The sequence below is a fragment of the Campylobacter bilis genome, from assembly GCF_016806695.1.
Lineage (GTDB): Bacteria > Campylobacterota > Campylobacteria > Campylobacterales > Campylobacteraceae > Campylobacter_D > Campylobacter_D bilis.
Map to the genome: position 1 here is coordinate 29692 of NZ_WUED01000010.1, position 22324 is coordinate 52015.

A 22324-nucleotide genomic window follows, 5' to 3' on the forward strand; every position below is an offset into this window, starting at 1 on the left:
AATGAGTATTTTAAAAATAGAAAATTTACAAAAATATTATGGTTTGCATCATGCTTTAAAAGATATTAATCTTGAAGTAAAAGCTAAAGAAGTCGTAGTGATTTTAGGTCCTAGTGGATGTGGTAAATCTACACTTTTGCGTTGTATTAATGGACTTGAAGAAATAGCAAGTGGTAGTATTTATATTGATGGTGAAAAAATAGATAAAGATTTTAAAGAATGGTCAAGAATGCGTCAAAAAGTTGGCATGGTTTTTCAATCTTATGAACTTTTTGAGCATTTAAGCGTCGAAGAAAATATACTTTTAGGACCTATGAAAGTACAAAAAAGAAAAAAAGATGAGGTTTTAAAAGAGGCTAAAATTTGGTTGGAAAAAGTAGGGCTTTTGCATAAACTTCATGCTTATCCTAAAGAATTAAGTGGAGGTCAAAAGCAAAGAATTGCTATTGTAAGAAGTTTGTGTATGAATCCTGAGCTTATGCTTTTTGATGAGGTGACAGCTGCGCTTGATCCTGAAATTGTAAGAGAAGTTTTAGAAGTGATGCTTAATCTTGCTAAAGAAGGCATGACTATGTTGATTGTCACACATGAAATGGGTTTTGCTAAAGCAGTAGCGGATAAAATCGTTTTTATGGATGAGGGTAAGATTATTGAAGAAAATAATCCTCAAGGTTTTTTTGAAAATCCAAAAAGTGAAAGGGCAAAGAAATTTTTAAACCTATTTGATTATCATAAATAATTAATTGTAAAATATGTAAAAAGCCTTTAAGAACTCTTGACAAAATACTTTTTTTAAGATATAATCTTAGTTTTATTTTCGCTGGTTTAGCTCAGTTGGTAGAGCAGCTGCCTTGTAAGCAGCAGGTCGGGGGTTCAAGTCCCTTAACCAGCTCCATTTTATTTTAGCAGTGTTTGACCAGAATATTCAAAAGCAATATTTTTTAAAGGTGAGTTACTCAAGTGGCCAACGAGGGCAGACTGTAAATCTGCTGGCTTTCGCCTTCCGTGGTTCGAATCCACGACTCACCACCATTGCGGGAGTAGCTCAGTTGGCTAGAGCATCAGCCTTCCAAGCTGAGGGTCGCGGGTTCGAGTCCCGTTTCCCGCTCCATAATTAAAAGAACTGGGAGCTGTATTTTAACCGTTAACTTACAGTAAAATATCCCAAAAGTTTTTTTGTTGTCTATTTGGTATATAATTTTTCTGAGCGCTCGTATGGCTCAGAGGTAGAGCACTCCCTTGGTAAGGGAGAGGTCGCGGGTTCAATTCCCGCTATGAGCTCCATGAATTGAAAAAATTATATAAATATAGACTTGCTTTGATCAATTTATTTTATACGGAGGAAAAAAATGGCTAAAGAAAAATTTTCACGTAATAAGCCACACGTAAATATCGGTACTATCGGTCACGTTGACCATGGTAAAACTACTTTGACAGCTGCTATTTCTGCTGTTCTTTCTAGAAAAGGTTTGGCAGAACTTAAAGATTATGATAATATTGACAATGCTCCAGAAGAAAAAGAACGCGGTATTACTATTGCTACTTCTCATATTGAGTATGAAACAGATAAGCGCCATTATGCCCACGTTGACTGTCCTGGTCACGCAGACTATGTTAAAAATATGATTACAGGTGCAGCACAAATGGACGGTGCGATTTTGGTTGTTTCTGCTGCAGATGGTCCAATGCCACAAACTAGAGAGCATATTCTTCTTTCTCGTCAAGTGGGTGTTCCATATATTGTTGTTTTCATGAATAAAGCAGATATGGTTGATGATGCTGAACTTTTAGAATTGGTTGAAATGGAAATTAGAGAATTATTAAGTTCTTATGATTTTCCAGGTGATGATACACCTATTATTTCAGGTTCTGCTTTAAAAGCACTTGAAGAAGCTAAAGCTGGACAAGATGGTGAATGGTCAGCAAAAATTATGAATCTTATGGATGCAGTAGATACTTATATTCCAACTCCAACTCGTGATACTGAAAAAGATTTCTTGATGCCGATTGAAGATGTTTTCTCTATTTCAGGTCGTGGTACTGTTGTTACAGGTAGAATTGAAAAAGGTATTGTAAAAGTAGGCGATACTATAGAAATTGTTGGTATTAAAGATACACAAACAACAACTGTAACAGGTGTTGAAATGTTTAGAAAAGAAATGGATCAAGGCGAAGCAGGAGATAACGTAGGTGTTCTTCTTCGTGGTACTAAAAAAGAAGAAGTTATTCGTGGTATGGTTCTTGCAAAACCAAAATCAATCACTCCACATACTGATTTTGAAGCTGAAGTTTATATCTTAAATAAAGATGAAGGTGGTAGACATACACCATTTTTCAATAATTATAGACCACAGTTTTATGTAAGAACAACAGATGTAACAGGTTCAATCAAGCTAGCTGATGGTGTTGAGATGGTTATGCCAGGTGAAAATGTAAGAATTACTGTAAGCTTAATTGCTCCTGTAGCGCTTGAAGAAGGCACTCGTTTTGCTATCCGTGAAGGTGGTAAAACTGTAGGTTCAGGTGTTGTTTCTAAAATTATTAAATAATTTAGCAAGGTCAAGTTTTATGCTTGACCTTAATTTTTAAGGAAAATCAAATGAGAATTAAAGTTGGTTTAAAATGTGAAGAATGTGGCGATATTAACTATAGTACCTATAAAAACAATAAAAACACTACTGATAAGTTAGAATTAAAAAAATATTGCCCAAGATTAAAAAAACATACGCTTCACAAGGAAGTTAAACTAAAAAGTTAAGCTTGATGCCCTTAGGGCAATAGCTCCAACGGTAGAGCGCCGGATTCCAAATCCGATGGTTGGGGGTTCGAATCCCTCTTGCCCTGCCATAATTAAGGTTTAAATAAATGGAAAAATTAATAACTTATTTTAAATTATCAAAAGCCGAATTAAGGAAAGTAATTTTTCCTTTAAAAGAACAGGTAAGAAATGCTTATATTACAGTTTTTATAGTGGTTACAGCGATTTCTTTATTTTTAGCGTTAGTGGATTGGATTATGTCCTCTATTGTTTCTGTAGTTATATGAGGAGGATGAATGAATACTCATAAATGGTATGCAATCCAAACTTATGCTGGTAGTGAAATGGCAGTTAAAAAAGCTATTGAAAATTTAGTAAAAGATAATGGGATCGAAGAACAGCTTAAAGAAATCGTTGTTCCAACTGAAGATGTTATTGAATTTAAAAATGGAAAAGAAAAAATCAGCGAAAGAAGTTTGTATTCTGGATATGTTTTTGCCCTTCTTGATTTAAATACAGAACTTTGGCATCGCATCCAATCTCTTCCAAAAGTGGGTCGTTTTATCGGAGAATCTAAAAAACCTACCCCTTTAACAGAAAAAGATATTAATTTGATTTTAGAAAAAGTGCACAATCGTGCTGCTCCAAAACCAAAAATTTCTTTCGAAGAAGGAGAGAATGTAAGAATTACAGAAGGACCATTTGCAAATTTCACTGCGATCGTGGAAGAATATGATATGGTTCGCGGTTTATTAAAACTTAATGTTTCCATTTTTGGACGTTCAACTCCAGTAGAGATTTTATATTCTCAAGTTGAAAAAATAATTTAATTTATATCAAGTAAGGAGATTTGTTATGGCTAAGAAAGTCGTAGGCGAAATTAAATTGCAAATTGCTGCTACAAAAGCAAACCCATCACCACCAGTTGGTCCTGCTTTGGGTCAGCAAGGTGTTAATATTATGGAGTTTTGTAAAGCCTTTAATGAAAGAACAAAAGACATGGCGGGTTTTAATATTCCTGTTGTTATTACTGTTTATGCGGATAAAAGCTTTACTTTTATTACAAAGCAACCACCGGCTACAGATTTGATTAAAAAAGCAGCTGGAATTTCTAAAGGTACTGATAATCCACTTAAGAACAAAGTAGGTAAATTAACTCGTGCCCAAGTTTTAGAAATAGTAGATAAAAAAATTGCAGATTTAAATACTAAAAATAGAGACCAAGCTGCAAAAATCATTGCCGGTTCGGCTCGATCTATGGGTGTTGAAATCGTAGATTAATCCCTTTCACCGCCAAGGTAAAAGGCGGTAGCACTTTAAAAATGCGGAGAAAATAAATGGCTAAGATAGCAAAAAGATTAAAAGAATTATTAGGAAAAATTGATACAAACAAAGAGTATGCCTTAAATGAGGCGATTGATACGGTAAAGACTTTAAAGTCTGCTAAATTTGATGAAACTGTAGAGATTGCATTAAAGCTTAATGTCGATCCAAGACATGCGGATCAAATGGTAAGAGGATCGGTTGTTTTGCCTGCAGGTACAGGTAAAAAAGTTCGTGTTGCTGTGATAGCAAAGGATGCCCAAGCAGATCAAGCTAAAAATGCTGGTGCAGACATTGTAGGAAGCGATGATTTAGTAGAAGAGATCCAAAAAGGAAATATGAATTTTGATGTTTTAATTGCAACCCCGAATTTGATGGGACTTGTGGGTAAAGTCGGTAGAATTTTAGGCCCTAAAGGCTTAATGCCAAATCCAAAAACAGGCACTGTAACTATGGATGTAGCTCAAGCTGTTAATAATGCAAAGAGTGGGCAAGTGAATTTCCGTGTTGATAAACAGGGAAATATCCATGCAGGACTTGGTAAGGTAAGTTTTTCTAAAGAGCAATTATGGGATAATATTACTACTTTTGTAAAAGCAATTAATAAGCATAAGCCTGCTACAGCTAAAGGCAGATATATAAAAAATGCGGCTTTATCTTTGACAATGAGTCCTTCTGTTAAACTTGAAACACAAGAATTACTTGATATGAAATAAGAGTTGCCTAGCAGCAACTCTTTTATTTTAAAATAAATATTTGAAAAAATTTTGATTTTTTGAGATGTTTATTTTAGATTGAAGATAGTCGAGGCGTAAGCTTAATAGGAATTTCCACTCTACTTGAAATCTCAATCGGAAAGGAGAAAATGTGACTAGAAGTGAAAAAGTTGAAATTATTGCTAAACTTGAAGAAGGTTTTAAATCTAGTGAAGCTATTGTAGTTTGCAACTACAGAGGTCTTAGTACAAAAAAACTAGAAGAGCTTAGAAATAATGCAAGAGAAAACAATGTAAAAGTTCAAATTGTTAAAAATACTTTGGCTAACATTGCTCTTAATAATTCCGGTAAAACAGGTCTAGTTCTTAAAGATACAAATATTTATCTTTGGGGTGAAGATCAACTTAGCGTTTCAAAAGTAGTTGCCAAATTTGAAGAAAATAATGACAAATTTGAAATTAAAGCAGCACATATTGAAGGCGAAGTTGCGGATCTTGCTAAAGTTAAAGCTTTAGCTAAAATGCCTTCACGTAATGAGTTGCTTGCTATGCTTTTGCAAGTTTGGAATGCGCCAATTACCAATTTCACAATAGGTTTAAATGCGCTTAAAAATAAAAAAGAGTCTTAATAAAATAAAAAAAAAAGGATGAAAAATGGCAATTTCTAAAGAAGATGTATTAGAATATATTTCAAATCTAAGTGTTCTTGAGTTATCAGAACTTGTAAAAGAATTCGAAGAAAAATTTGGCGTTAGTGCTGCTCCTGTAATGGTAGCTGGGGGTGCAGCAGCTAGTAGTGGTGCAGCAGCAGCGGAAGAAAAAACTGAATTTGATATCGTTTTAACTGATAGCGGTGCTAAAAAAATTGAAGTAATTAAAATCGTTCGTGCTCTTACAGGTCTTGGGCTTAAAGAGGCAAAAGATGCAGTTGAACAAACTCCTTCAACTTTAAAAGAAGGCGTAGCTAAAGCTGAGGCTGAGGAAGCTAAAAAACAACTCGAAGAAGCTGGTGCTAAAGTAGAACTTAAGTAATTTGAGCTTTAAAATTTGAGGAAGATTTGCTTTGCGCAGATCTTCTTTTTTGTTTTTTGCCTAATTTTTAGGTTTTCTTTTTTAAATTTACAAAATTTACCATGAGGTATTGCGATATGTTAGATAATAAACTAGGAAATCGTTTAAGAGTCAATTTCTCAAACGTTTCAAAACAAATAGAAATCCCAAATCTTCTACAATTACAAAAAAAGAGTTTTGATTATTTTTTAAATATTGATAATGGTGAAAGTGGTATAGAAAAAGTTTTTAAATCTATTTTTCCTATCCATGATCCTCAAAATAGACTGAGTCTTGAATATGTCAGCAGTGAAATTGGCAAACCAAAATACACTATCCGTGAGTGTATGGAAAGAGGTTTGACTTATTCTGTAAATTTAAAAATGAAAATCCGTCTTACCCTACATGAAAAAGATGAAAAAACAGGGGAAAAAGTGGGTATTAAAGATATTAAAGAACAAGAAATTTATATCCGCGAAATTCCTTTAATGACTGATAGGGTATCTTTTATTATTAATGGGGTTGAAAGGGTGGTTGTAAACCAGCTTCACAGAAGCCCTGGTGTAATTTTTAAAGAAGAAGAAAGTTCTACAGTTGCAAATAAGCTTGTTTATACTGCACAAATTATTCCTGATAGGGGTTCTTGGCTTTATTTTGAATACGATGCAAAAGATGTTTTATATGTAAGAATCAACAAGCGTAGAAAAATCCCTGTAACAATGCTTTTTAGGGCTTTGGGTTATAAAAAACAAGATATTATTAAGTTATTTTATCCTATTCAAACCATACATGTTAAAAAAGATAAATTTTTAACTGAATTTCATCCTAATGATTTTATGGACAGAATAGAATATGATATTAAAGATGAAAAAGGCAAGATTGTTCATCAAGCTGGAAAAAGACTTACAAAGAAAAAAGCAGAGCAGCTTATAAAAGAAGGTTTAAAATGGATAGAATATCCTGTAGAAATTTTACTTAATCGTTATTTAGCAAATCCTATTATTGATAAAGCAAGTGGTCAGGTTTTATTTGATTCTTTGACTTTAATTGATGAGAATAAATTGGCTAAAATTAAAGAACAAAAAAGTTTTGATATTGCCAATGATTTGGCAAATGGTGTGGATGCTGCTATTATCAATTCTTTTGCACAAGATAGTGAAACTTTAAAACTTTTAAAACAAAGTGAAAATATTGAAGATGAAAATGATTTAGCTGCTATTAGAATTTATAAAGTCATGCGTCCGGGTGAGCCTGTGGTAAAAGATGCTGCAAAAGCTTTTGTTAATGATTTGTTTTTTAATCCTGAAAGATATGATCTTACAAAAGTAGGTCGTATGAAAATGAATCATAAACTAGGACTTGAAGTCCCTGAGTATGTGACTGTTTTAACTAATGAAGATATTATTAAAACAGCTAAATATCTTATTAAAGTTAAAAATGGCAAGGGTCATATTGATGATAGAGATCATTTAGGAAATCGTCGTATCCGATCTATAGGTGAGCTTTTGGCTAATGAACTTCATTTAGGTCTTGCTAAAATGCAAAAGGCTATTAGAGATAAATTCACTTCTTTAAATACAGATCTTGATAAAGTTATGCCTTATGATTTAATTAATCCTAAAATGATTACAACAACTATACTAGAATTTTTTACAGGCGGTCAGCTTTCGCAATTTATGGATCAAACAAATCCTTTAAGTGAAGTGACGCATAAACGCCGCTTATCAGCACTAGGTGAAGGTGGTTTGGTAAAAGAAAGAGCAGGCTTTGAAGTGCGTGATGTGCATGCGACGCATTATGGTAGAATTTGTCCAGTTGAAACTCCAGAAGGTCAAAATATAGGTTTGATTAACACCCTTTCAACTTACGCAAAAGTAAATGAACTAGGTTTTGTAGAAGCTCCTTATAGAAAAGTCGAAAATGGCAAGGTCACTGATGAAGTTGTATACCTTACTGCAACACAAGAAGAAGGATTATTTATCGCTCCTGCTTCGACTAAGCTTGATGCTAAGGGCTATATAATAGAAGAATTCGTAGAAGCAAGACAGGATGGTGAAACTATACTTGCAAGACGCGAAGAGGTTCAATTAATTGATCTTTGTTCGGGTATGGTTGTTGGCGTTGCAGCATCTTTAATCCCTTTTTTAGAACATGATGATGCTAATAGGGCTTTAATGGGTTCTAATATGCAGCGTCAAGCTGTACCTCTTCTTAGTGCCTCAGCTCCTATAGTTGGTACAGGCATGGAAAAAATTATTGCACGTGATGCTTGGGAGGCAGTGAAAGCAAAACGTAGTGGAATAGTTGAAAAAGTAGACAATAAAAGCATTTTTATTTTAGGTGAAGATGATAAAGGGCCTTTTATTGATCATTATACTATGGAGAAAAATTTAAGAACAAACCAAAATACAAATTATATTCAACATCCTATTGTTAAAAAAGGAGATTTAGTAAAAGCAGGGCAAATCATCGCGGATGGTTCTTCTATGGATCAAGGCGAACTTGCTATTGGTAAAAATGCTTTAATTGCTTTTATGCCTTGGAATGGTTATAATTATGAGGATGCAATCGTTGTAAGTGAAAGAATCATCCGTGAAGATACCTTTACTAGTGTCCACATTTATGAAAAAGAAATTGAAGCTAGGGAATTAAAAGATGGTATAGAAGAAATCACCAAAGACATTCCTAATGTAAAAGAAGAAGATGTGGCACATCTAGATGAAAGTGGAATTGCAAAAATTGGCACTCATATTAAACCAGGCATGATTTTAGTGGGTAAAGTATCACCAAAAGGTGAGGTTAAGCCTACTCCAGAAGAAAGACTCTTAAGAGCTATTTTTGGTGAAAAAGCAGGTCATGTTGTAAATAAATCCCTTTATGCTACTGCATCTTTAGAAGGTGTTGTAGTGGATGTAAAAATTTTTACTAAAAAAGGCTATGAAAAAGATGATCGTGCCATCAAATCTTATAATAAAGAAAAAATATCTTTAGAAAAAGAGCATCATGATAGACTTTTAATGATGGATAGAGAAGAAATGCTTCGTGTTTGTGCCTTGCTTGCTAAAGCACCTTTAAATAGCGATCAAAAAATCGGTGATAAAAATTATAAAAAAGGCCAAACTGCTGATATTAACGAACTTGAAAAAATCAATCGCTTTACTTTAACAACTTTAATCAAAGCTTATTCTAAAGAGATTCAAAAACAATATGAGGATTTGAAAAACCATTTTCAAAATGAGAAAAAGAAATTAAAAGCAGAACACGATGAAAAGCTTGAAATTCTAGAAAAAGATGATATTTTACCAAGTGGGGTAATCAAGCTTGTTAAAGTCTATATCGCTACAAAAAGAAAGCTTAAAGTTGGAGATAAAATGGCAGGACGCCACGGAAACAAAGGTATTGTTTCTACTATAGTGCCTGAAGTAGACATGCCTTATTTGCCAAATGGTAAAAGCGTGGATATTGCATTAAATCCTTTAGGTGTTCCAAGCCGTATGAATATAGGTCAGATTTTAGAAAGTCACTTAGGACTTATTGGTCTTAGACTCGGAGATCAAATCCAAGAAATTTTCGATAAAAAACAAAAGGATTTCATTAAAGAGTTAAGATCTAAAATGCTTGAGATTTGTTCTCTTCCAAGACTTGAAAATGAAAAAGAATTTATCAATAGCTTAAGCGATGAAGAACTTTTAAATTATGCTAGAGATTGGAGTAAGGGGGTGAAGTTTGCAACTCCTGTTTTTGAAGGTGTTAATATAGAAGAATTTAGCAAACTTTTTGAAATGGCCAAAATAGATATGGATGGTAAAACAGAGCTTTATGATGGGCGTACAGGGGAAAAAATTGCAGAGCGTGTGCATGTGGGTTGTATGTATATGTTAAAACTGCATCATCTAGTGGATGAAAAAGTCCATGCAAGAAGCACAGGTCCATATAGCTTAGTCACACAACAGCCAGTGGGTGGTAAGGCACTCTTTGGAGGACAAAGATTTGGAGAAATGGAGGTTTGGGCACTTGAAGCTTATGGGGCGGCTCATACTTTAAGAGAAATGCTAACTATTAAATCTGACGATGTAGAAGGTAGATTTAGTGCTTATAAAGCATTAACAAAAGGCGAAAATGTTCCAGCAACAGGAATTCCTGAGACATTTTTTGTATTAACCAATGAGCTTAAATCTCTTGCTTTAGATGTAGAGATTTTTGATAAGGATGAAAATAATGAGTAAATTCAAAATAATAGAAATCAAAGAAGATGCAAGACCTAGAGATTTTGAGGCATTTCAGCTAAGACTTGCAAGCCCTGAAAAAATCAAATCATGGTCTTATGGAGAAGTAAAAAAGCCAGAAACGATTAATTATAGGACTTTAAAACCTGAAAGAGATGGGCTTTTTTGTGCTAAGATTTTTGGTCCTATTAGAGATTATGAATGCCTTTGTGGTAAGTACAAAAAAATGCGTTTTAAAGGTGTTAAATGTGAAAAATGCGGCGTTGAAGTGGCTAATTCTAAAGTGCGTCGTTCTAGAATGGGACACATAGAGCTTGTAACTCCAGTAGCACATATTTGGTATGTGAATTCCTTACCAAGCCGTATAGGAACGCTTTTAGGCGTTAAAATGAAAGATCTTGAACGTGTGCTTTATTATGAAGCTTATATTGTTGAAAATCCAGGTGATGCTTTTTATGATAATGAAAGTACGAAAAAGGTAGAGTATTGTGATGTTTTAAATGAAGAACAGTATCAAAATTTAATGCAGCGTTATGAAAATAGCGGGTTTAAAGCAAGAATGGGTGGCGAGGTTGTTCGTGATCTGCTTGCTAATTTAGATTTAGTTGCGCTTTTAAATCAACTTAAAGAAGAAATGGCAGCAACGAATTCAGAAGCAAAGAAAAAAACTATCATCAAGCGTTTAAAAGTTGTAGAAAATTTCTTAAATTCTAATTTAAATGCTAATGCCCATAGCGATGAGCTTGTTCCTAATCGCCCTGAGTGGATGATGATTACAAATCTTCCAGTTTTGCCACCGGATTTACGTCCTTTGGTAGCTTTAGATGGTGGTAAATTTGCTGTTTCTGATGTGAATGATTTGTATCGTCGTGTTATTAATAGAAATTCGCGTCTTAAAAAACTTATGGAGCTTGATGCACCTGAAATTATTATAAGAAATGAAAAAAGAATGCTTCAAGAAGCTGTTGATGCACTTTTTGATAATGGTCGTCGTGCTAATGCTGTAAAAGGTGCTAATAAACGTCCACTAAAATCTTTAAGTGAAATTATCAAAGGCAAGCAAGGGCGTTTTAGACAAAATTTATTGGGTAAAAGAGTAGATTTTTCCGGGCGTAGTGTTATTGTAGTAGGGCCAAAGCTTAGAATGGATCAATGTGGTTTACCTAAAAAAATGGCTTTAGAGCTTTTTAAACCTCATTTATTGGCTAAGCTTGAAGAAAAGGGCTATGCAACTACAGTTAAACAAGCAAAAAAAATGATAGAAAACAAAACTAACGAAGTTTGGGAGTGCTTAGAAGAGGTTGTAAAAGGACACCCTGTTATGTTAAACCGTGCACCGACTTTGCATAAGCTTTCTATCCAAGCCTTTCATCCGGTTTTAGTCGAAGGTAAGGCTATACAACTTCATCCTTTAGTTTGTACTGCATTTAATGCGGACTTTGATGGGGATCAAATGGCCGTGCATGTGCCTCTTTCTCAAGAGGCCATTGCAGAGTGTAAAATACTCATGCTTTCATCTATGAATATCCTTTTACCTGCAAGTGGTAAATCTGTCACCGTGCCTTCTCAAGACATGGTTTTGGGGATTTATTATCTTTCATTAGAAAAAGCAGGAGCAAAGGGTTCGCATAAAATTTGCACAGGCATTGATGAAGTGATGATGGCACTTGAAAGCAAATGTTTAGATATTCATGCAAGCATACAAACTATGGTTGATGGTAGGAAGATTGCCACTACAGCGGGAAGGCTTATTGTTAAATCTATCTTGCCAGATTTTGTCCCTGAAAATAGTTGGAATAAAGTTTTAAAGAAAAAAGATATCGCCGCACTTGTGGATTATGTTTACAAGCAAGGTGGTTTAGAGATCACAGCGAGCTTTTTAGATAGGCTTAAGAATTTAGGTTTTGAGTATGCTACAAAAGCAGGTATTTCTATATCTATTGCTGATATTATAGTTCCTGATGATAAGCAAAAAGCTATCAATGAGGCTAAAAAACAAGTAAGAGACATACAAAATTCTTACAATCTTGGTCTTATTACTTCTGGAGAAAGGTATAATAAAATTATTGATATTTGGAAAAGTACAAACAATATCCTTTCTAAAGAAATGATGAAACTTGTAGAAAAAGATAAAGAAGGATTTAATTCTATTTATATGATGGCTGACTCAGGTGCTAGGGGTAGTGCAGCACAAATTTCACAGCTTGCTGCTATGAGAGGGCTTATGACTAAACCTGATGGTTCTATTATAGAAACTCCTATTATCTCGAATTTTCGCGAAGGCTTAAATGTTCTTGAATATTTTATTTCAACTCATGGTGCTAGAAAAGGTCTTGCCGATACTGCACTTAAGACAGCTAATGCAGGTTATCTTACAAGAAAACTCATTGATGTAGCACAAAATGTAAAAATTACCATTGAAGATTGTGGAACTCATGAAGGCGTTCAAATCAATGAAATTAGTGCTGATAGTTCTATTATTGAAACCTTAGAAGAGAGAATTTTAGGCAGGGTTTTAGCTGAAGATGTGATCGATCCTATTACTAATTCTGTGCTTTTTGCAGAAGGCACTTTAATGGATGAAGAAAAGGCAAAAATTCTAGGTGAAAGTGGCATTAAAAGCGTCAATATCCGCACTCCTATTACTTGTAAGGCTAAAAAAGGCATTTGTGCAAAATGCTATGGTATCAATCTTGGCGAAGGCAAATTAGTCAAACCAGGTGAAGCTGTAGGTATTATCTCTGCACAATCCATAGGCGAACCAGGAACTCAGCTTACATTAAGAACTTTCCATAGCGGAGGAACAGCAAGTACAGATTTACAAGACAGACAAGTAAGCGCACAAAAAGAAGGTTTTATCAGATTTTATAATTTTAAAACTTATAAAAACAAAGAAGGTAAAAATATTGTCGCTAATCGTAGAAATGCAGCTATTTTGCTTGTAGAGCCTAAAATAAAAGCCCCATTTAAAGGACTTATTAATATAGAAAGCATCCATGAGGATGTGGTTGTTTCAATTAAAGATAAAAAACAAGAGATTAAATACATACTTAGAAAATATGATCTTGCTAAACCAAATGAATTAGCAGGTGTGAGTGGTAGTGTAGACGGCAAGCTTTATTTGCCTTATCAAAGTGGTATGCAAGTAGATGAAAATGAGAGCATAGTAGAAGTTATCAAAGAAGGTTGGAATGTGCCTAATCGTATTCCTTTTGCTAGTGAAATTTTAGTAGAAGATGGTGAGCCTGTAGTGCAAAATATTAAAGCCGGAGAGAAAGGGACGCTTAAATTTTATATCCTTAAAGGAGATGGTTTAGATAGGGTTAAAAATGTCAAAAAAGGTGATATAGTTAAAGAAAAAGGTTTTTTTGTGGTTATTGCTGATGAAAATAATAGAGAAGCAAAAAGACATTATATCCCACGAGAATCAAAAATAGAATTTGATGACAGTCAAAAAGTCGATGATGTAAATGCTATTATTGCAAGCGCACCTCAAAAAGAAAAAAAGGTGATTGCAGAATGGGATGCTTATAATAATACCATCATTGCAGAAATTGATGGGATGGTTAGCTTTGAAGATATTGAAGCAGGTTATAGTGCAGATGAGCAAATCGATGAAGCTACAGGCAAGCGTTCTTTAGTCATTAGTGAGTATTTGCCAAGTGGGGTAAGACCGACTTTGATAATTGCGGGTAAAGATGATAAAGCTGTGCGTTATCAACTAGAGCCAAAAACAGTTATTTTTGTGCATGATGGTGATAAGGTCACTCAAGCAGATATCCTAGCAAAAACCCCAAAAGCTGCAGCAAAATCAAAAGACATCACAGGTGGTCTTCCAAGAGTATCAGAGCTTTTTGAAGCTAGAAAGCCAAAAAATGCTGCTGTGATTGCAGAAATTGATGGGGTGGTGCGTTTTGACAAGCCTTTGCGTTCTAAAGAAAGGATTATTATTCAAGCAGAGGATGGCACAAGTGCGGAATATTTAATTGATAAAGCTAAACATATCCAAGTAAGAGATGGTGAGTTTATCCATGCAGGAGAAAAACTTACCGATGGTGTTGTCTCAAGTCATGATGTGCTTAAAATTTTAGGTGAAAAAGCCTTACATTATTATCTCATTTCAGAAATTCAGCAAGTTTATCGCGGTCAAGGCGTTGTGATTTCAGATAAACATATAGAAGTCATTGTTTCACAAATGTTAAGACAAGTTAAAGTCGTAGACAGTGGACATACTAAATTTATTGAAGGTGATTTGGTTTCAAGGCGTAAATTCCGCGAAGAAAATGAAAGAATTATCAAAATGGGCGGAGAACCAGCTATTGCTGAGCCTGTGCTTTTAGGCGTAACAAGAGCGGCTATTGGAAGTGATAGTGTTATTTCTGCAGCTTCGTTCCAAGAAACTACCAAAGTTCTCACCGAAGCAAGTATAGCTGGCAAATTTGATTATTTAGAAGATCTAAAAGAAAATGTCATTTTAGGTAGAACCATCCCTGTTGGAACAGGGCTTTATGGCGAACAAAATTTAAAACTTAAAGAACAAAAATAATTCCTATAGCCCTTTTTTGGGCTATTTTAATAAAGTTCGTCTAAATCTGGAAAGTTAGAATTAATCAATTCTTCTATTTTATTTTTTTCTCTTTGTAAGATTTTTCTATTTTTTTCTCTGAAGTCTTCATTAGAATAAAAAATCAAATATGAAATGCTAATAGCAGCTATAATTTTATTTTTGTGTTCTATCCCTATAGCCATACATTCAATTTCCGGATTCATTTCTCCGCTTTCTAGAGCAATTTTAGTTTTTTTAATTTCTTTTAATTCTTGATATAATTGATCTATATTATTTAAGGTTTTTTCTGTGATTTTTTTAAAGGTTTGAGGATACAGTTTTTTTAATTCTATTTTGCTTTTGTTTGCCAGTAAGGCTTTGCCTAAAGAGGTTGCATAGGCAGGATATGAAGCACCTATAAAAGACTTTAATTGCACTTGATTATTAGCATAATTTTTTCTAGATAAAGCACATTGCCTTCTTTTAAAATCCCCATTTGACAAGTTTGATTTGTAAGATCCCTTATGGTTTTCATGTGTTTTTTAATGATTTCAAGAATGCTATTTTTGCTTTTGATATTATTACTTAGGGCTAGAATTTTAAAGTCTAAGTAATAAGCTTTGTTTTCTAAATCACATTTTACATATTGTTTTTCTTGCAAGGTTTGTAAAATAGGCCAAAGAGTACTTGCTGGAATGTTTAATTTTTTAGCCATAATACTTAGGGTAGGTTTTTCTTTTGAATTTGCAAGAAGTTCTAAAATATTTAAGACTCTTAAAGTAGGTTGATGTGTATTCATCGATTATCCTTGATTATTGCTTCTTTATAATTTTATCATACTTTTTACTTTTGGTAACATAATGAAACAAAATAATCTCTTTAATAATTTTTATACAAGTTAAGTATTTTAGGTGTATTGCAGTTAATAAAAGTGACAAATGTGTTATTTATTTAATTTGCTTTTTTAAAAAAAAACTTGTTATATTTTTTGTATATACGAAATAAAAATGAAATGGGAAATTTAAAAGGCACTTTGCCGACTTTGCTTACCCCATGTAAAAATGATGGAAGTATTAATGAAAAAGAATTTATCCATTATTGTGAATTTTGAATTTCAAAGGGTTTAAAAGGATTGTTTTGTAATACAAGTATAGGGGATTCTCAAGCTTTGAGTATAAAAGATCAAGTAAAATTAATGAAGCTTGCAAAAGAGGCTGCAAAAAATAATGTGCCTATTATTACAGGTATTACTTCGACAATTTATCAAAATACTTTTATTTTAGTGCAAAAAGCATATGAGTTAGGGCTTGATGCTTTATTGCTTGCTATGCCTTATTATTACAAATTAAACGAAGATATTCTTTTTGAATATGTAAAAGATCTTTCTTCTAAAGTAAAACTTCCTTTATATATTTATAATATTCCTCTTTTTGCACCAGCACTGAGTTTGCAATTTATAAAAAAAGTTTCAAAACTTGATAATGTAGCAGGTATAAAAGATAGTAGTGGAGATGCTTTGCTTTTAAATCATATTTTAGATTTAGTGCCTAGTGATTTTGATGTCTTTGTAGGAAGGGAGGAATTTTATGCAGGGGCGTTATTAGCAGGTGCAAAAGGTTCTATGACTAGTATAGGAGGTATTTTTCCAGAATTGATGAGTGAAATTTATAAATTGATTAATGAAAAAAAACATATCCAGGGCTTTATTGATCCAAAAAAGCTTATTAAAGGCTATAAGATTTGCTATGAGTATGGCTTTTCCTATGGGCTTTGCTTTACTTTTAAAAGCTAGAGGATTTGAATTTGCAAATACGAGTGTACATCCTTTATCTTCTGTTGCAAAAGAAGAATTAAATACGCGTTTTAATGAAGCTAAAGAACTTATTAAGATTATAGAAAAACAAACAGGTATCAAATTATGAAAGATTATATTATAATAAATGAAAAAGACAATGTAGCTACGGTTTTACGCGATTTTCAAAAAGGCTAAAAATTAGCAAATATAGAGCTTTTAAATGATATCCCAAGTGGACATAAGTTTGCATTAAAAAATATTAAAAAAGATGAAATTATTATTAAATATGCACAAGCCATAGCCAGTGCAAGTTGTAATATTAATGCAGGAGAGTGGGTGCATGTACATAATATCGTAGGCATTAGAGCTTGTGCAGATAAGGAATAAAAATGAAAAAGATAAGAGGTTATAGAAGAGAAGATGGAAAATTAGGTTTAAGAAATAAAGTCATTATCATACCAAGTGTACATTGTGCTAATAAAGTATGTCAAAACATAGCCCAACAATGCCATGGTGCAGTTTATATCAACCATCAGCATGGTTGTTTTCAACTTGAATTTGATGCTTTACAAACTAGGGATGTTTTAATAGGTCATGGCACTAATGCTAATGTTTTTGGTGTTTTGATCATAGGGCTTGGCTGTGAAGTGATACAAGTTAAAACAGTAGCTGAAAAAATCAAAGCATCAACACCTTATAAAAAGGTTCAATACTTAGTGATATAAGAATGTGGCGGTAGCAAAAATACTATAGAAAAAGGTATAAAAATCGTTAGTGCCATGCTAAAAGAAGCTAGAAATTTACAAAAAAGTCAAGGCGATTTTAGTGATTTGATTTTAGCTGCAGAATGCGGTGGTAGTGATAGTTATAGCGGGCTTAGTGCAAATCCTGTTTTAGGGAGTTTGAGTGATTTTGTAATTGATCAAGGCGGTGCGGTAATCCTAGCAGAGACTACAGAACTTATAGGTTGTGAAGCTATACTTGCTAAAAGAGCAAAAAATGATGAAGTGGCTAAAAGGGTATATGATAAGATTTTAGCTTACGAGAATTTAATCAAATCTTTTCATACAGATATCCGGGGAGCAAATCCTAGTCCAGGAAATATCGCAGGCGGGCTTAGCACCATAGAAGAAAAATCTTTAGGATGTGTTTATAAGGCTGGAACTCGGACTTTAATGGATATGATTGATTATGCTAAACCTGTGCTTTCTAAGGGTCTTACTTTTATGAATATACCCGGAAATAATATAGAACAACTCAGTGCCATGGTTGCAGGTGGGGCAAATATTTGCGTTTTTACTACAGGTCGTGGCACTCCTACGGGATCAGCTATTGCACCTACTATTAAAATGAGTTCTAATACTTTTTGTTATAAAAACATGAACGATGCTATTGATATTAATGCAGGAAGTATACTAGATGGGATTAAAACAAAAGAAGAAGTGTGCGATGAGCTTATAGAACTAATCGTACGGATTTCGTATGGAGAATTGGTAAAAGCAGAAATAAACGAGCAAAATGATTTTTCAGTTTGGAGGCTTGCTACAACTTGTTAGTTTAAGATTAAAGGAGAACAAATGGATTTAAAAATTAAAAACAAAATTTGTATTATTACAGGCGGTGCTAAAGGCATTGGTTATAGCATTGCTAAATTATGGGCTATAGAAGGTGGAATTCCCATAGTGTTTTCAAGATCTATATCTAAAAAGCATGATCAAGAGTTGAAAAGCTTGTGTGAAAATTATGAATTTTATGAGCTTGATTTGAAAAATTATGGTTTAATTAAAGATTTTGTCATAGAGGTAGCTACAAAGCATGGTGGAATTTACGCCCTTGTCAATAATGCAGGAATGAATGATAATTTGCACATTGAAAATGTAAGTATTAAAGATTCGATCCAATCTTATGAAAACAATCTTTTTCACTATTATACTATGACAAAAGAATGCTTGCCATATATTAAAAAAGAACAAGGCAGTATTTTAAATATAGTGAGAAAACAGGCCTTACAGGACAGGGAAAAACCAGTGCTTATGCTTCTGCAAAAGCGGCTCAAATGGGTTTTACTAGAGAATGGGCTTGTGCTTTTGCTAAAGATAATGTTAGAGTTAATGCTATAGCTCCGGCTGAAGTAATGACTCCACTTTATAAAAAGTGGTTGCAAAATTTCTCTAATCCTAAAAGACAATATGAAAAAATCGCAAAGACTATACCTTGGACGCCGTTTCACCACTGTAGAAGAGATCGCAAATACTGCAGTGTTTACGCTTAGCCCTTTAGCTTCGCATACAACAGGACAAATTTTAGTGCTAGATGGCGGTTATGTTCATTTAGATAGGGCTTTAAATTGGGATGAAATTTAAGGAGTTAAAAATGACTGATTCTAAAAATATTAAAATAGCTATTATTTTAGTAACTTCTCTTTTCTTTTTATGGGGTGTAAGTTATGGACTTATTGACGTGATGAATAAAAATTTTCAAAATCACTTTCATATTAGCCAACATGAAAGTGGATTTTTACAGTTTGCTTATTTTATAATAGCACTACCAGCAGGCTATATAGCCAAAAAATATTCTTATAAAATGGGGATTATTTTTGGTTTAGCCCTTTATACTATAGAAGCTTTACTTATTATACCTGCTACTAATTTAGCTTCTTTTTATTTATTTTTATTTGCATTTTTTATTCTAGCTTGTGGTATTGGGTCCTTAGAAACTAGTGCTAATCCTTATATAGTAAAACTTGGAGATGAGAAAAATGCAAGCTTCTAGAAGCAAATGCTTTTGTTCAAAAAGACAATTCTAAACCTTTAGAGGTTTTTAAACATAGGCATTTTAATTTAGGACTTTTAGCACAATTTTTATATGTAGCTAATCAAGTTGCAGCCGGAGCGTTTTTTATCAATTACACAATAAAGCATAATGAAACATTAAAAGATTCTCAAGGTGCGTATTATTTTTCTATAGCTTTAATCACATTTATGTTAGGACGCATTATTTCCACTCCTTTGATGAAAATCATTAAAGGTGAGAAAATTTTAGGTTTTTATTCTTTAATCAATGTACTTATATATGTTAGTTTATATTTTGCACAAGGATTTTTTAGCACAGTTCTTTTAATTGCTTTATTTTTTTCATGTCTATTTCTTTTCCTACTATTTTCGCAGTTGCAACGAAGAATTTGCCTTTAAATCAAGTAAAATTGGGCGGATCTTTGCTTGTGATGAGTATAGTAGGGAGAGAGAGGGAGCTATAATGCCTTTAATCATAGGTTTTATTAATGATCATTATGGCACTAGCATGGGATATTTGGCAATGGCACCTTTGTTTTTATACGTGTCATATTATGGTTTTTTTGGTTCTAAGGCAAAGGTTTGAAATGCAAAAGATTTTTGACGCACATTTGCACCTATGGGATTTAGAAAAAATGCCTATTTCATGGTTGAAAGGCAAGGAAAAATTAGAACAAAATTATGATTTTTTAAAAGTAAAAGAAGAATATAAAGAATTTCAATTTTTAGGCGCTATGTATGTTGAAGTTAATAGTGATGATTTGCAAAAAGAGGCTTTGTTTGCCTTTGAGCAAAAAAAAGCTTTATAATCTTTTGCTTTGTTTAGCGGATTTAAAATACAAGGCAAAGCTTAGTTCTTTTAGGGAAGTCATGCATACAAGCACAAAAGGTGCTAAAAGATTATTTGACTCAGATTTTCAAGAGAAAATAGAAATTTTAAAGGCTTTAAATATACCTTTTGAAGCTTGTATAAAAAATGAAGAACTTGGTTTTTTAGAAAAATTTTTAAGTGAAAATTCTAATTTAAAAGTGGTTTTAAATCATCTAGGAAACCCAAAAATACATCGTTTATCTGAGTATAAAAAGAACTAAGTCTTTTGAAGAAATTCCCGAATTTATATATCAAGCTTTCAGCTACTGATGATTTTTCAAGTCAAACTCCAAAAGAATTTATTTATGAGCTTTTTGCTTTTTTAAAAGAAAATTTTAATGAAGATAATTTTATTTTCGGTAGTAATTATCCTGTAGCAAAAATAAATCCAAGTCAATGGGTCAAACTTATTATAAACAGTAAGATTTTTAAAGACTTAGAAAAGATATTTTATCAAAATGCTTTATCAATTTATAAGGAGTTTTAATGCAAAGATACGGTCAAATTATCAAGATAAAAAAAGAAAAAATAAAAGAATATAAAAATCTTCATGCAAACCCTTATGAAGGCGTTTGTGCTAAGATTAAAGAGTGCAATATACAAAATTATTCCATTTATTTGTTTGGGGAATATTTATTTGCATATTTTGAGTACGTAGGTGTTGATTTTGAAGCAGATATGGCTAAGATGGCAAGGGATGAAAACACTCAAAAATGGTGGAAAGCAACAGATCCTTGCCAAGTATTTTTAACTTGTACAGGTCATAAATGGTTGAATATGGAAGAAGTCTTTCATTTAGATTAAAAAAGGAGAAAATAATGAAAACTTATTTAAATTATATTAACGGAGAATTTATTGAGGTTTTAAACCCTGCTACTAAAGAAGTAATATCAAAAGTAGCCAGTGCTTCTTTAGAAGATACCCAAAGAGCAATCAATGCAGCCAAAAAAGCCCAAAAGGCTTGGGAGGCCAAACCAGCCATTCAAAGGGCGAACCATTTAAAAGAAATTGCTGATTTAATACGTAAAAATGCTAATTTTTTAAGTGATATTTTAATCCAAGAGCAAGGAAAAACTAAAGCTTTGGCCAACATAGAGATCAATTTTACAGCATCTTAGTATAGATTATACAGCTGAATGGGCTAGAAGGTATGAGGGTGAAATCATACAAAGTGATAGGCCAAATGAACATATATAATTTGTATAAAAGTGCTATTGGGGTAGTTAGTGGAATTTTGCCTTGGAATTTTCCGTTTTTTCTCATAGCTAGAAAGATGGCACCAGCTTTATTAACAGGAAATACTATAGTAATAAAGCCAAGCAGTCAAACCCCAAATAATGCTTTTGAATTTGCCAAACTTGTTTCGCAAAGTTCTTTACCAAAAGGCGTGTTTAATTTAGTAGCAGGTAAAAGCAGTGTAGTAGGACTGAATTATCAAGCAATGAGAATTTAGGTATGGTAAGCTTAACAGGAAGCATTAAAGCAGGGACTAAAGTCATGGAGGCTGCAGCTAAAAATATCATCAAAGTCTCTTTAGAACTTGGAGGCAAAGCCCCGGCTATAGTGTATAAGGATGCAGATATTGACTTAGCAGTGCAAGCGATCAAGGCCAGCAGAATTTGTAATAACGGACAGGTTTGTAATTGTGCTGAAAGAGCTTATGTGCATACTAGTGTTTATGATGAATTTGTGGATAAATTTGTAAAAGCTATGAGTCAAGTAAGCGTTGGCAACCCTTTAAAAGGCGATTTTGACATGGGTCCACTTATCAATCAAGAAGCGCTTGATAATGCTTTAGCAATACTTAAAAGAGCCCAAGCTAAAGGAGCGGTTGTAGAATGCGGTGCAAAGATCACTGATACAAGTGGATATTATTTTCCTGCAAGTGTTCTTACTAATGTTAAGCATGAGGATGAAATCATGCAAAAAGAAATTTTCGCCCCAATTTTACCTATTGCTAAATTTGACACCCTTGATGAAGCTATTGATATGGCAAATGATTGTGAATATGGGCTTACAAGTTCTATTTATACACAGAATTTAGATGTAGCAATGAGAGCTAGCAAAGAAATAAATTTTGGAGAAACTTATATAAATCGTGAGAATTTTGAGGCCATGCAAGGATTTCATGCAGGTTTTAGAAAAAGTGGTATAGGTGGGGCCGATGGAAAGCATGGTCTTGAAGAGTACTTAGCCACCCATGTAGTTTATTTACAATACAACACAAATAAACAGTGATTTTTATCCT

13 protein-coding genes, 5 tRNA genes and 8 pseudogenes are annotated in these 22324 nt (G+C 33.3%); 25 read left to right on the forward strand and 1 reads right to left on the reverse strand.

Annotation, left to right across the window (positions count from 1 at the left end):
- Position 1 precedes the first annotated feature (1 nt).
- The 16 genes from GRQ01_RS05875 to rpoC all read left to right on the forward strand — a co-directional run bounded on the left by GRQ01_RS05875 (position 2) and on the right by rpoC (position 14618).
- Positions 2–739: an amino acid ABC transporter ATP-binding protein gene (locus GRQ01_RS05875; protein WP_158334874.1), complete on the forward strand. Its 738-nt coding sequence runs from the start codon at positions 2–4 to the stop codon at positions 737–739.
- An 80-nt stretch (positions 740–819) separates the two neighbouring features.
- Positions 820–895 (forward strand) — tRNA-Thr (locus GRQ01_RS05880).
- A 51-nt stretch (positions 896–946) separates the two neighbouring features.
- A tRNA-Tyr gene (locus GRQ01_RS05885) sits at positions 947–1032 on the forward strand.
- Positions 1033–1034: 2 nt separating this feature from the next.
- Positions 1035–1111 (forward strand) — tRNA-Gly (locus GRQ01_RS05890).
- 98 nt (positions 1112–1209) lie between these two features.
- Positions 1210–1284: transfer RNA gene (locus GRQ01_RS05895), tRNA-Thr, on the forward strand.
- 65 nt (positions 1285–1349) lie between these two features.
- Positions 1350–2549, forward strand: coding sequence for an elongation factor Tu (gene tuf, locus GRQ01_RS05900; protein WP_158334875.1), 1200 nt, complete (start codon positions 1350–1352; stop codon positions 2547–2549).
- A gap of 50 nt (positions 2550–2599) precedes the next feature.
- On the forward strand, positions 2600–2758 hold the full coding sequence (gene rpmG / locus GRQ01_RS05905) for a 50S ribosomal protein L33 (RefSeq protein ID WP_158334876.1): 159 nt from the start codon (positions 2600–2602) through the stop codon (positions 2756–2758).
- Positions 2759–2771: 13 nt separating this feature from the next.
- Positions 2772–2847, forward strand: a tRNA-Trp gene (locus tag GRQ01_RS05910).
- Between the two features lie 18 nt (positions 2848–2865).
- On the forward strand, positions 2866–3045 hold the full coding sequence (gene secE, locus GRQ01_RS05915) for a preprotein translocase subunit SecE (RefSeq protein ID WP_158334877.1): 180 nt from the start codon (positions 2866–2868) through the stop codon (positions 3043–3045).
- Positions 3046–3054: 9 nt separating this feature from the next.
- Positions 3055–3588, forward strand: a complete 534-nt coding sequence (nusG, locus tag GRQ01_RS05920; RefSeq protein ID WP_158334878.1) for a transcription termination/antitermination protein NusG — start codon at positions 3055–3057, stop codon at positions 3586–3588.
- Positions 3589–3613: 25 nt separating this feature from the next.
- Positions 3614–4039: a 50S ribosomal protein L11 gene (rplK, locus tag GRQ01_RS05925; protein ID WP_002915862.1), complete on the forward strand. Its 426-nt coding sequence runs from the start codon at positions 3614–3616 to the stop codon at positions 4037–4039.
- 56 nt (positions 4040–4095) lie between these two features.
- Positions 4096–4797: a 50S ribosomal protein L1 gene (rplA, locus tag GRQ01_RS05930; RefSeq protein WP_158334879.1), complete on the forward strand. Its 702-nt coding sequence runs from the start codon at positions 4096–4098 to the stop codon at positions 4795–4797.
- 151 nt (positions 4798–4948) lie between these two features.
- On the forward strand, positions 4949–5425 hold the full coding sequence (gene rplJ / locus GRQ01_RS05935) for a 50S ribosomal protein L10 (RefSeq protein ID WP_203121266.1): 477 nt from the start codon (positions 4949–4951) through the stop codon (positions 5423–5425).
- 25 nt (positions 5426–5450) lie between these two features.
- On the forward strand, positions 5451–5828 hold the full coding sequence (gene rplL, locus GRQ01_RS05940) for a 50S ribosomal protein L7/L12 (RefSeq protein ID WP_158334880.1): 378 nt from the start codon (positions 5451–5453) through the stop codon (positions 5826–5828).
- A gap of 116 nt (positions 5829–5944) precedes the next feature.
- Positions 5945–10072 carry a DNA-directed RNA polymerase subunit beta gene (gene rpoB / locus GRQ01_RS05945; RefSeq protein WP_158334881.1) on the forward strand — a complete coding sequence of 1376 codons (4128 nt, stop codon included), beginning with the start codon at positions 5945–5947 and terminating at the stop codon, positions 10070–10072.
- Complete coding sequence (gene rpoC / locus GRQ01_RS05950; RefSeq protein WP_158334882.1) at positions 10065–14618, forward strand: DNA-directed RNA polymerase subunit beta'; 4554 nt, start codon at positions 10065–10067, stop codon at positions 14616–14618. The genes rpoB and rpoC overlap by 8 nt, the downstream gene beginning before the upstream one ends.
- Positions 14619–14644: 26 nt before the next feature.
- On the opposite strand, the pseudogene GRQ01_RS05955 reads toward rpoC, so the two are convergent.
- Positions 14645–15417: pseudogene (locus GRQ01_RS05955) on the reverse strand (IclR family transcriptional regulator).
- Positions 15418–15630: 213 nt separating this feature from the next.
- On the opposite strand from GRQ01_RS05955, the pseudogene GRQ01_RS05960 reads away from it, so the two are divergent.
- The 9 genes and pseudogenes from GRQ01_RS05960 (at position 15631) to aldA (ending at position 22314) form a co-directional block, all read left to right on the forward strand.
- Positions 15631–16540 (forward strand): annotated as a pseudogene (locus GRQ01_RS05960) (dihydrodipicolinate synthase family protein).
- Positions 16537–16800: pseudogene (locus tag GRQ01_RS05965) on the forward strand (UxaA family hydrolase). The pseudogenes GRQ01_RS05960 and GRQ01_RS05965 overlap by 4 nt, the downstream one beginning before the upstream one ends.
- A 2-nt stretch (positions 16801–16802) precedes the next feature.
- Positions 16803–17969 (forward strand): annotated as a pseudogene (locus GRQ01_RS05970) (UxaA family hydrolase).
- Positions 17970–17990: 21 nt separating this feature from the next.
- Positions 17991–18685 (forward strand): annotated as a pseudogene (locus tag GRQ01_RS05975) (SDR family NAD(P)-dependent oxidoreductase).
- Positions 18603–18776 (forward strand): SDR family oxidoreductase, encoded by a 174-nt coding sequence (locus GRQ01_RS07750; RefSeq protein WP_265331900.1) that lies wholly within the window; start codon positions 18603–18605, stop codon positions 18774–18776. The pseudogene GRQ01_RS05975 and the gene GRQ01_RS07750 overlap by 83 nt, the downstream one beginning before the upstream one ends.
- A gap of 10 nt (positions 18777–18786) precedes the next feature.
- A pseudogene (locus tag GRQ01_RS05980) lies at positions 18787–19791 on the forward strand (MFS transporter).
- Position 19792: 1 nt separating this feature from the next.
- Positions 19793–20563, forward strand: a pseudogene (locus GRQ01_RS05985) (amidohydrolase family protein).
- On the forward strand, positions 20563–20880 hold the full coding sequence (locus GRQ01_RS05990) for an L-rhamnose mutarotase (RefSeq protein ID WP_158334883.1): 318 nt from the start codon (positions 20563–20565) through the stop codon (positions 20878–20880). The pseudogene GRQ01_RS05985 and the gene GRQ01_RS05990 overlap by 1 nt, the downstream one beginning before the upstream one ends.
- 14 nt (positions 20881–20894) lie before the next feature.
- Positions 20895–22314, forward strand: a pseudogene (gene aldA / locus GRQ01_RS05995) (aldehyde dehydrogenase).
- The last annotated feature ends 10 nt before the right edge of the window (positions 22315–22324 follow it).

What these genes read in the sequence shown, in the direction of transcription:
- rpoB (WP_158334881.1), top strand. Translation starts at nt 5,945, where the DNA reads ATGTTAGATAATAAACTAGGAAATCGTTTAAGAGTCAATTTCTCAAAC.
- nusG (WP_158334878.1), top strand. Translation starts at nt 3,055, where the DNA reads ATGAATACTCATAAATGGTATGCAATCCAAACTTATGCTGGTAGTGAA.
- rplL (WP_158334880.1), top strand. Translation starts at nt 5,451, where the DNA reads ATGGCAATTTCTAAAGAAGATGTATTAGAATATATTTCAAATCTAAGT.
- rpmG (WP_158334876.1), top strand. Translation starts at nt 2,600, where the DNA reads ATGAGAATTAAAGTTGGTTTAAAATGTGAAGAATGTGGCGATATTAAC.
- rplA (WP_158334879.1), top strand. Translation starts at nt 4,096, where the DNA reads ATGGCTAAGATAGCAAAAAGATTAAAAGAATTATTAGGAAAAATTGAT.
- GRQ01_RS05990 (WP_158334883.1), top strand. Translation starts at nt 20,563, where the DNA reads ATGCAAAGATACGGTCAAATTATCAAGATAAAAAAAGAAAAAATAAAA.
- tuf (WP_158334875.1), top strand. Translation starts at nt 1,350, where the DNA reads ATGGCTAAAGAAAAATTTTCACGTAATAAGCCACACGTAAATATCGGT.
- rpoC (WP_158334882.1), top strand. Translation starts at nt 10,065, where the DNA reads ATGAGTAAATTCAAAATAATAGAAATCAAAGAAGATGCAAGACCTAGA.
- GRQ01_RS05875 (WP_158334874.1), top strand. Translation starts at nt 2, where the DNA reads ATGAGTATTTTAAAAATAGAAAATTTACAAAAATATTATGGTTTGCAT.
- secE (WP_158334877.1), top strand. Translation starts at nt 2,866, where the DNA reads ATGGAAAAATTAATAACTTATTTTAAATTATCAAAAGCCGAATTAAGG.
- rplK (WP_002915862.1), top strand. Translation starts at nt 3,614, where the DNA reads ATGGCTAAGAAAGTCGTAGGCGAAATTAAATTGCAAATTGCTGCTACA.
- GRQ01_RS07750 (WP_265331900.1), top strand. Translation starts at nt 18,603, where the DNA reads ATGAAAAAATCGCAAAGACTATACCTTGGACGCCGTTTCACCACTGTA.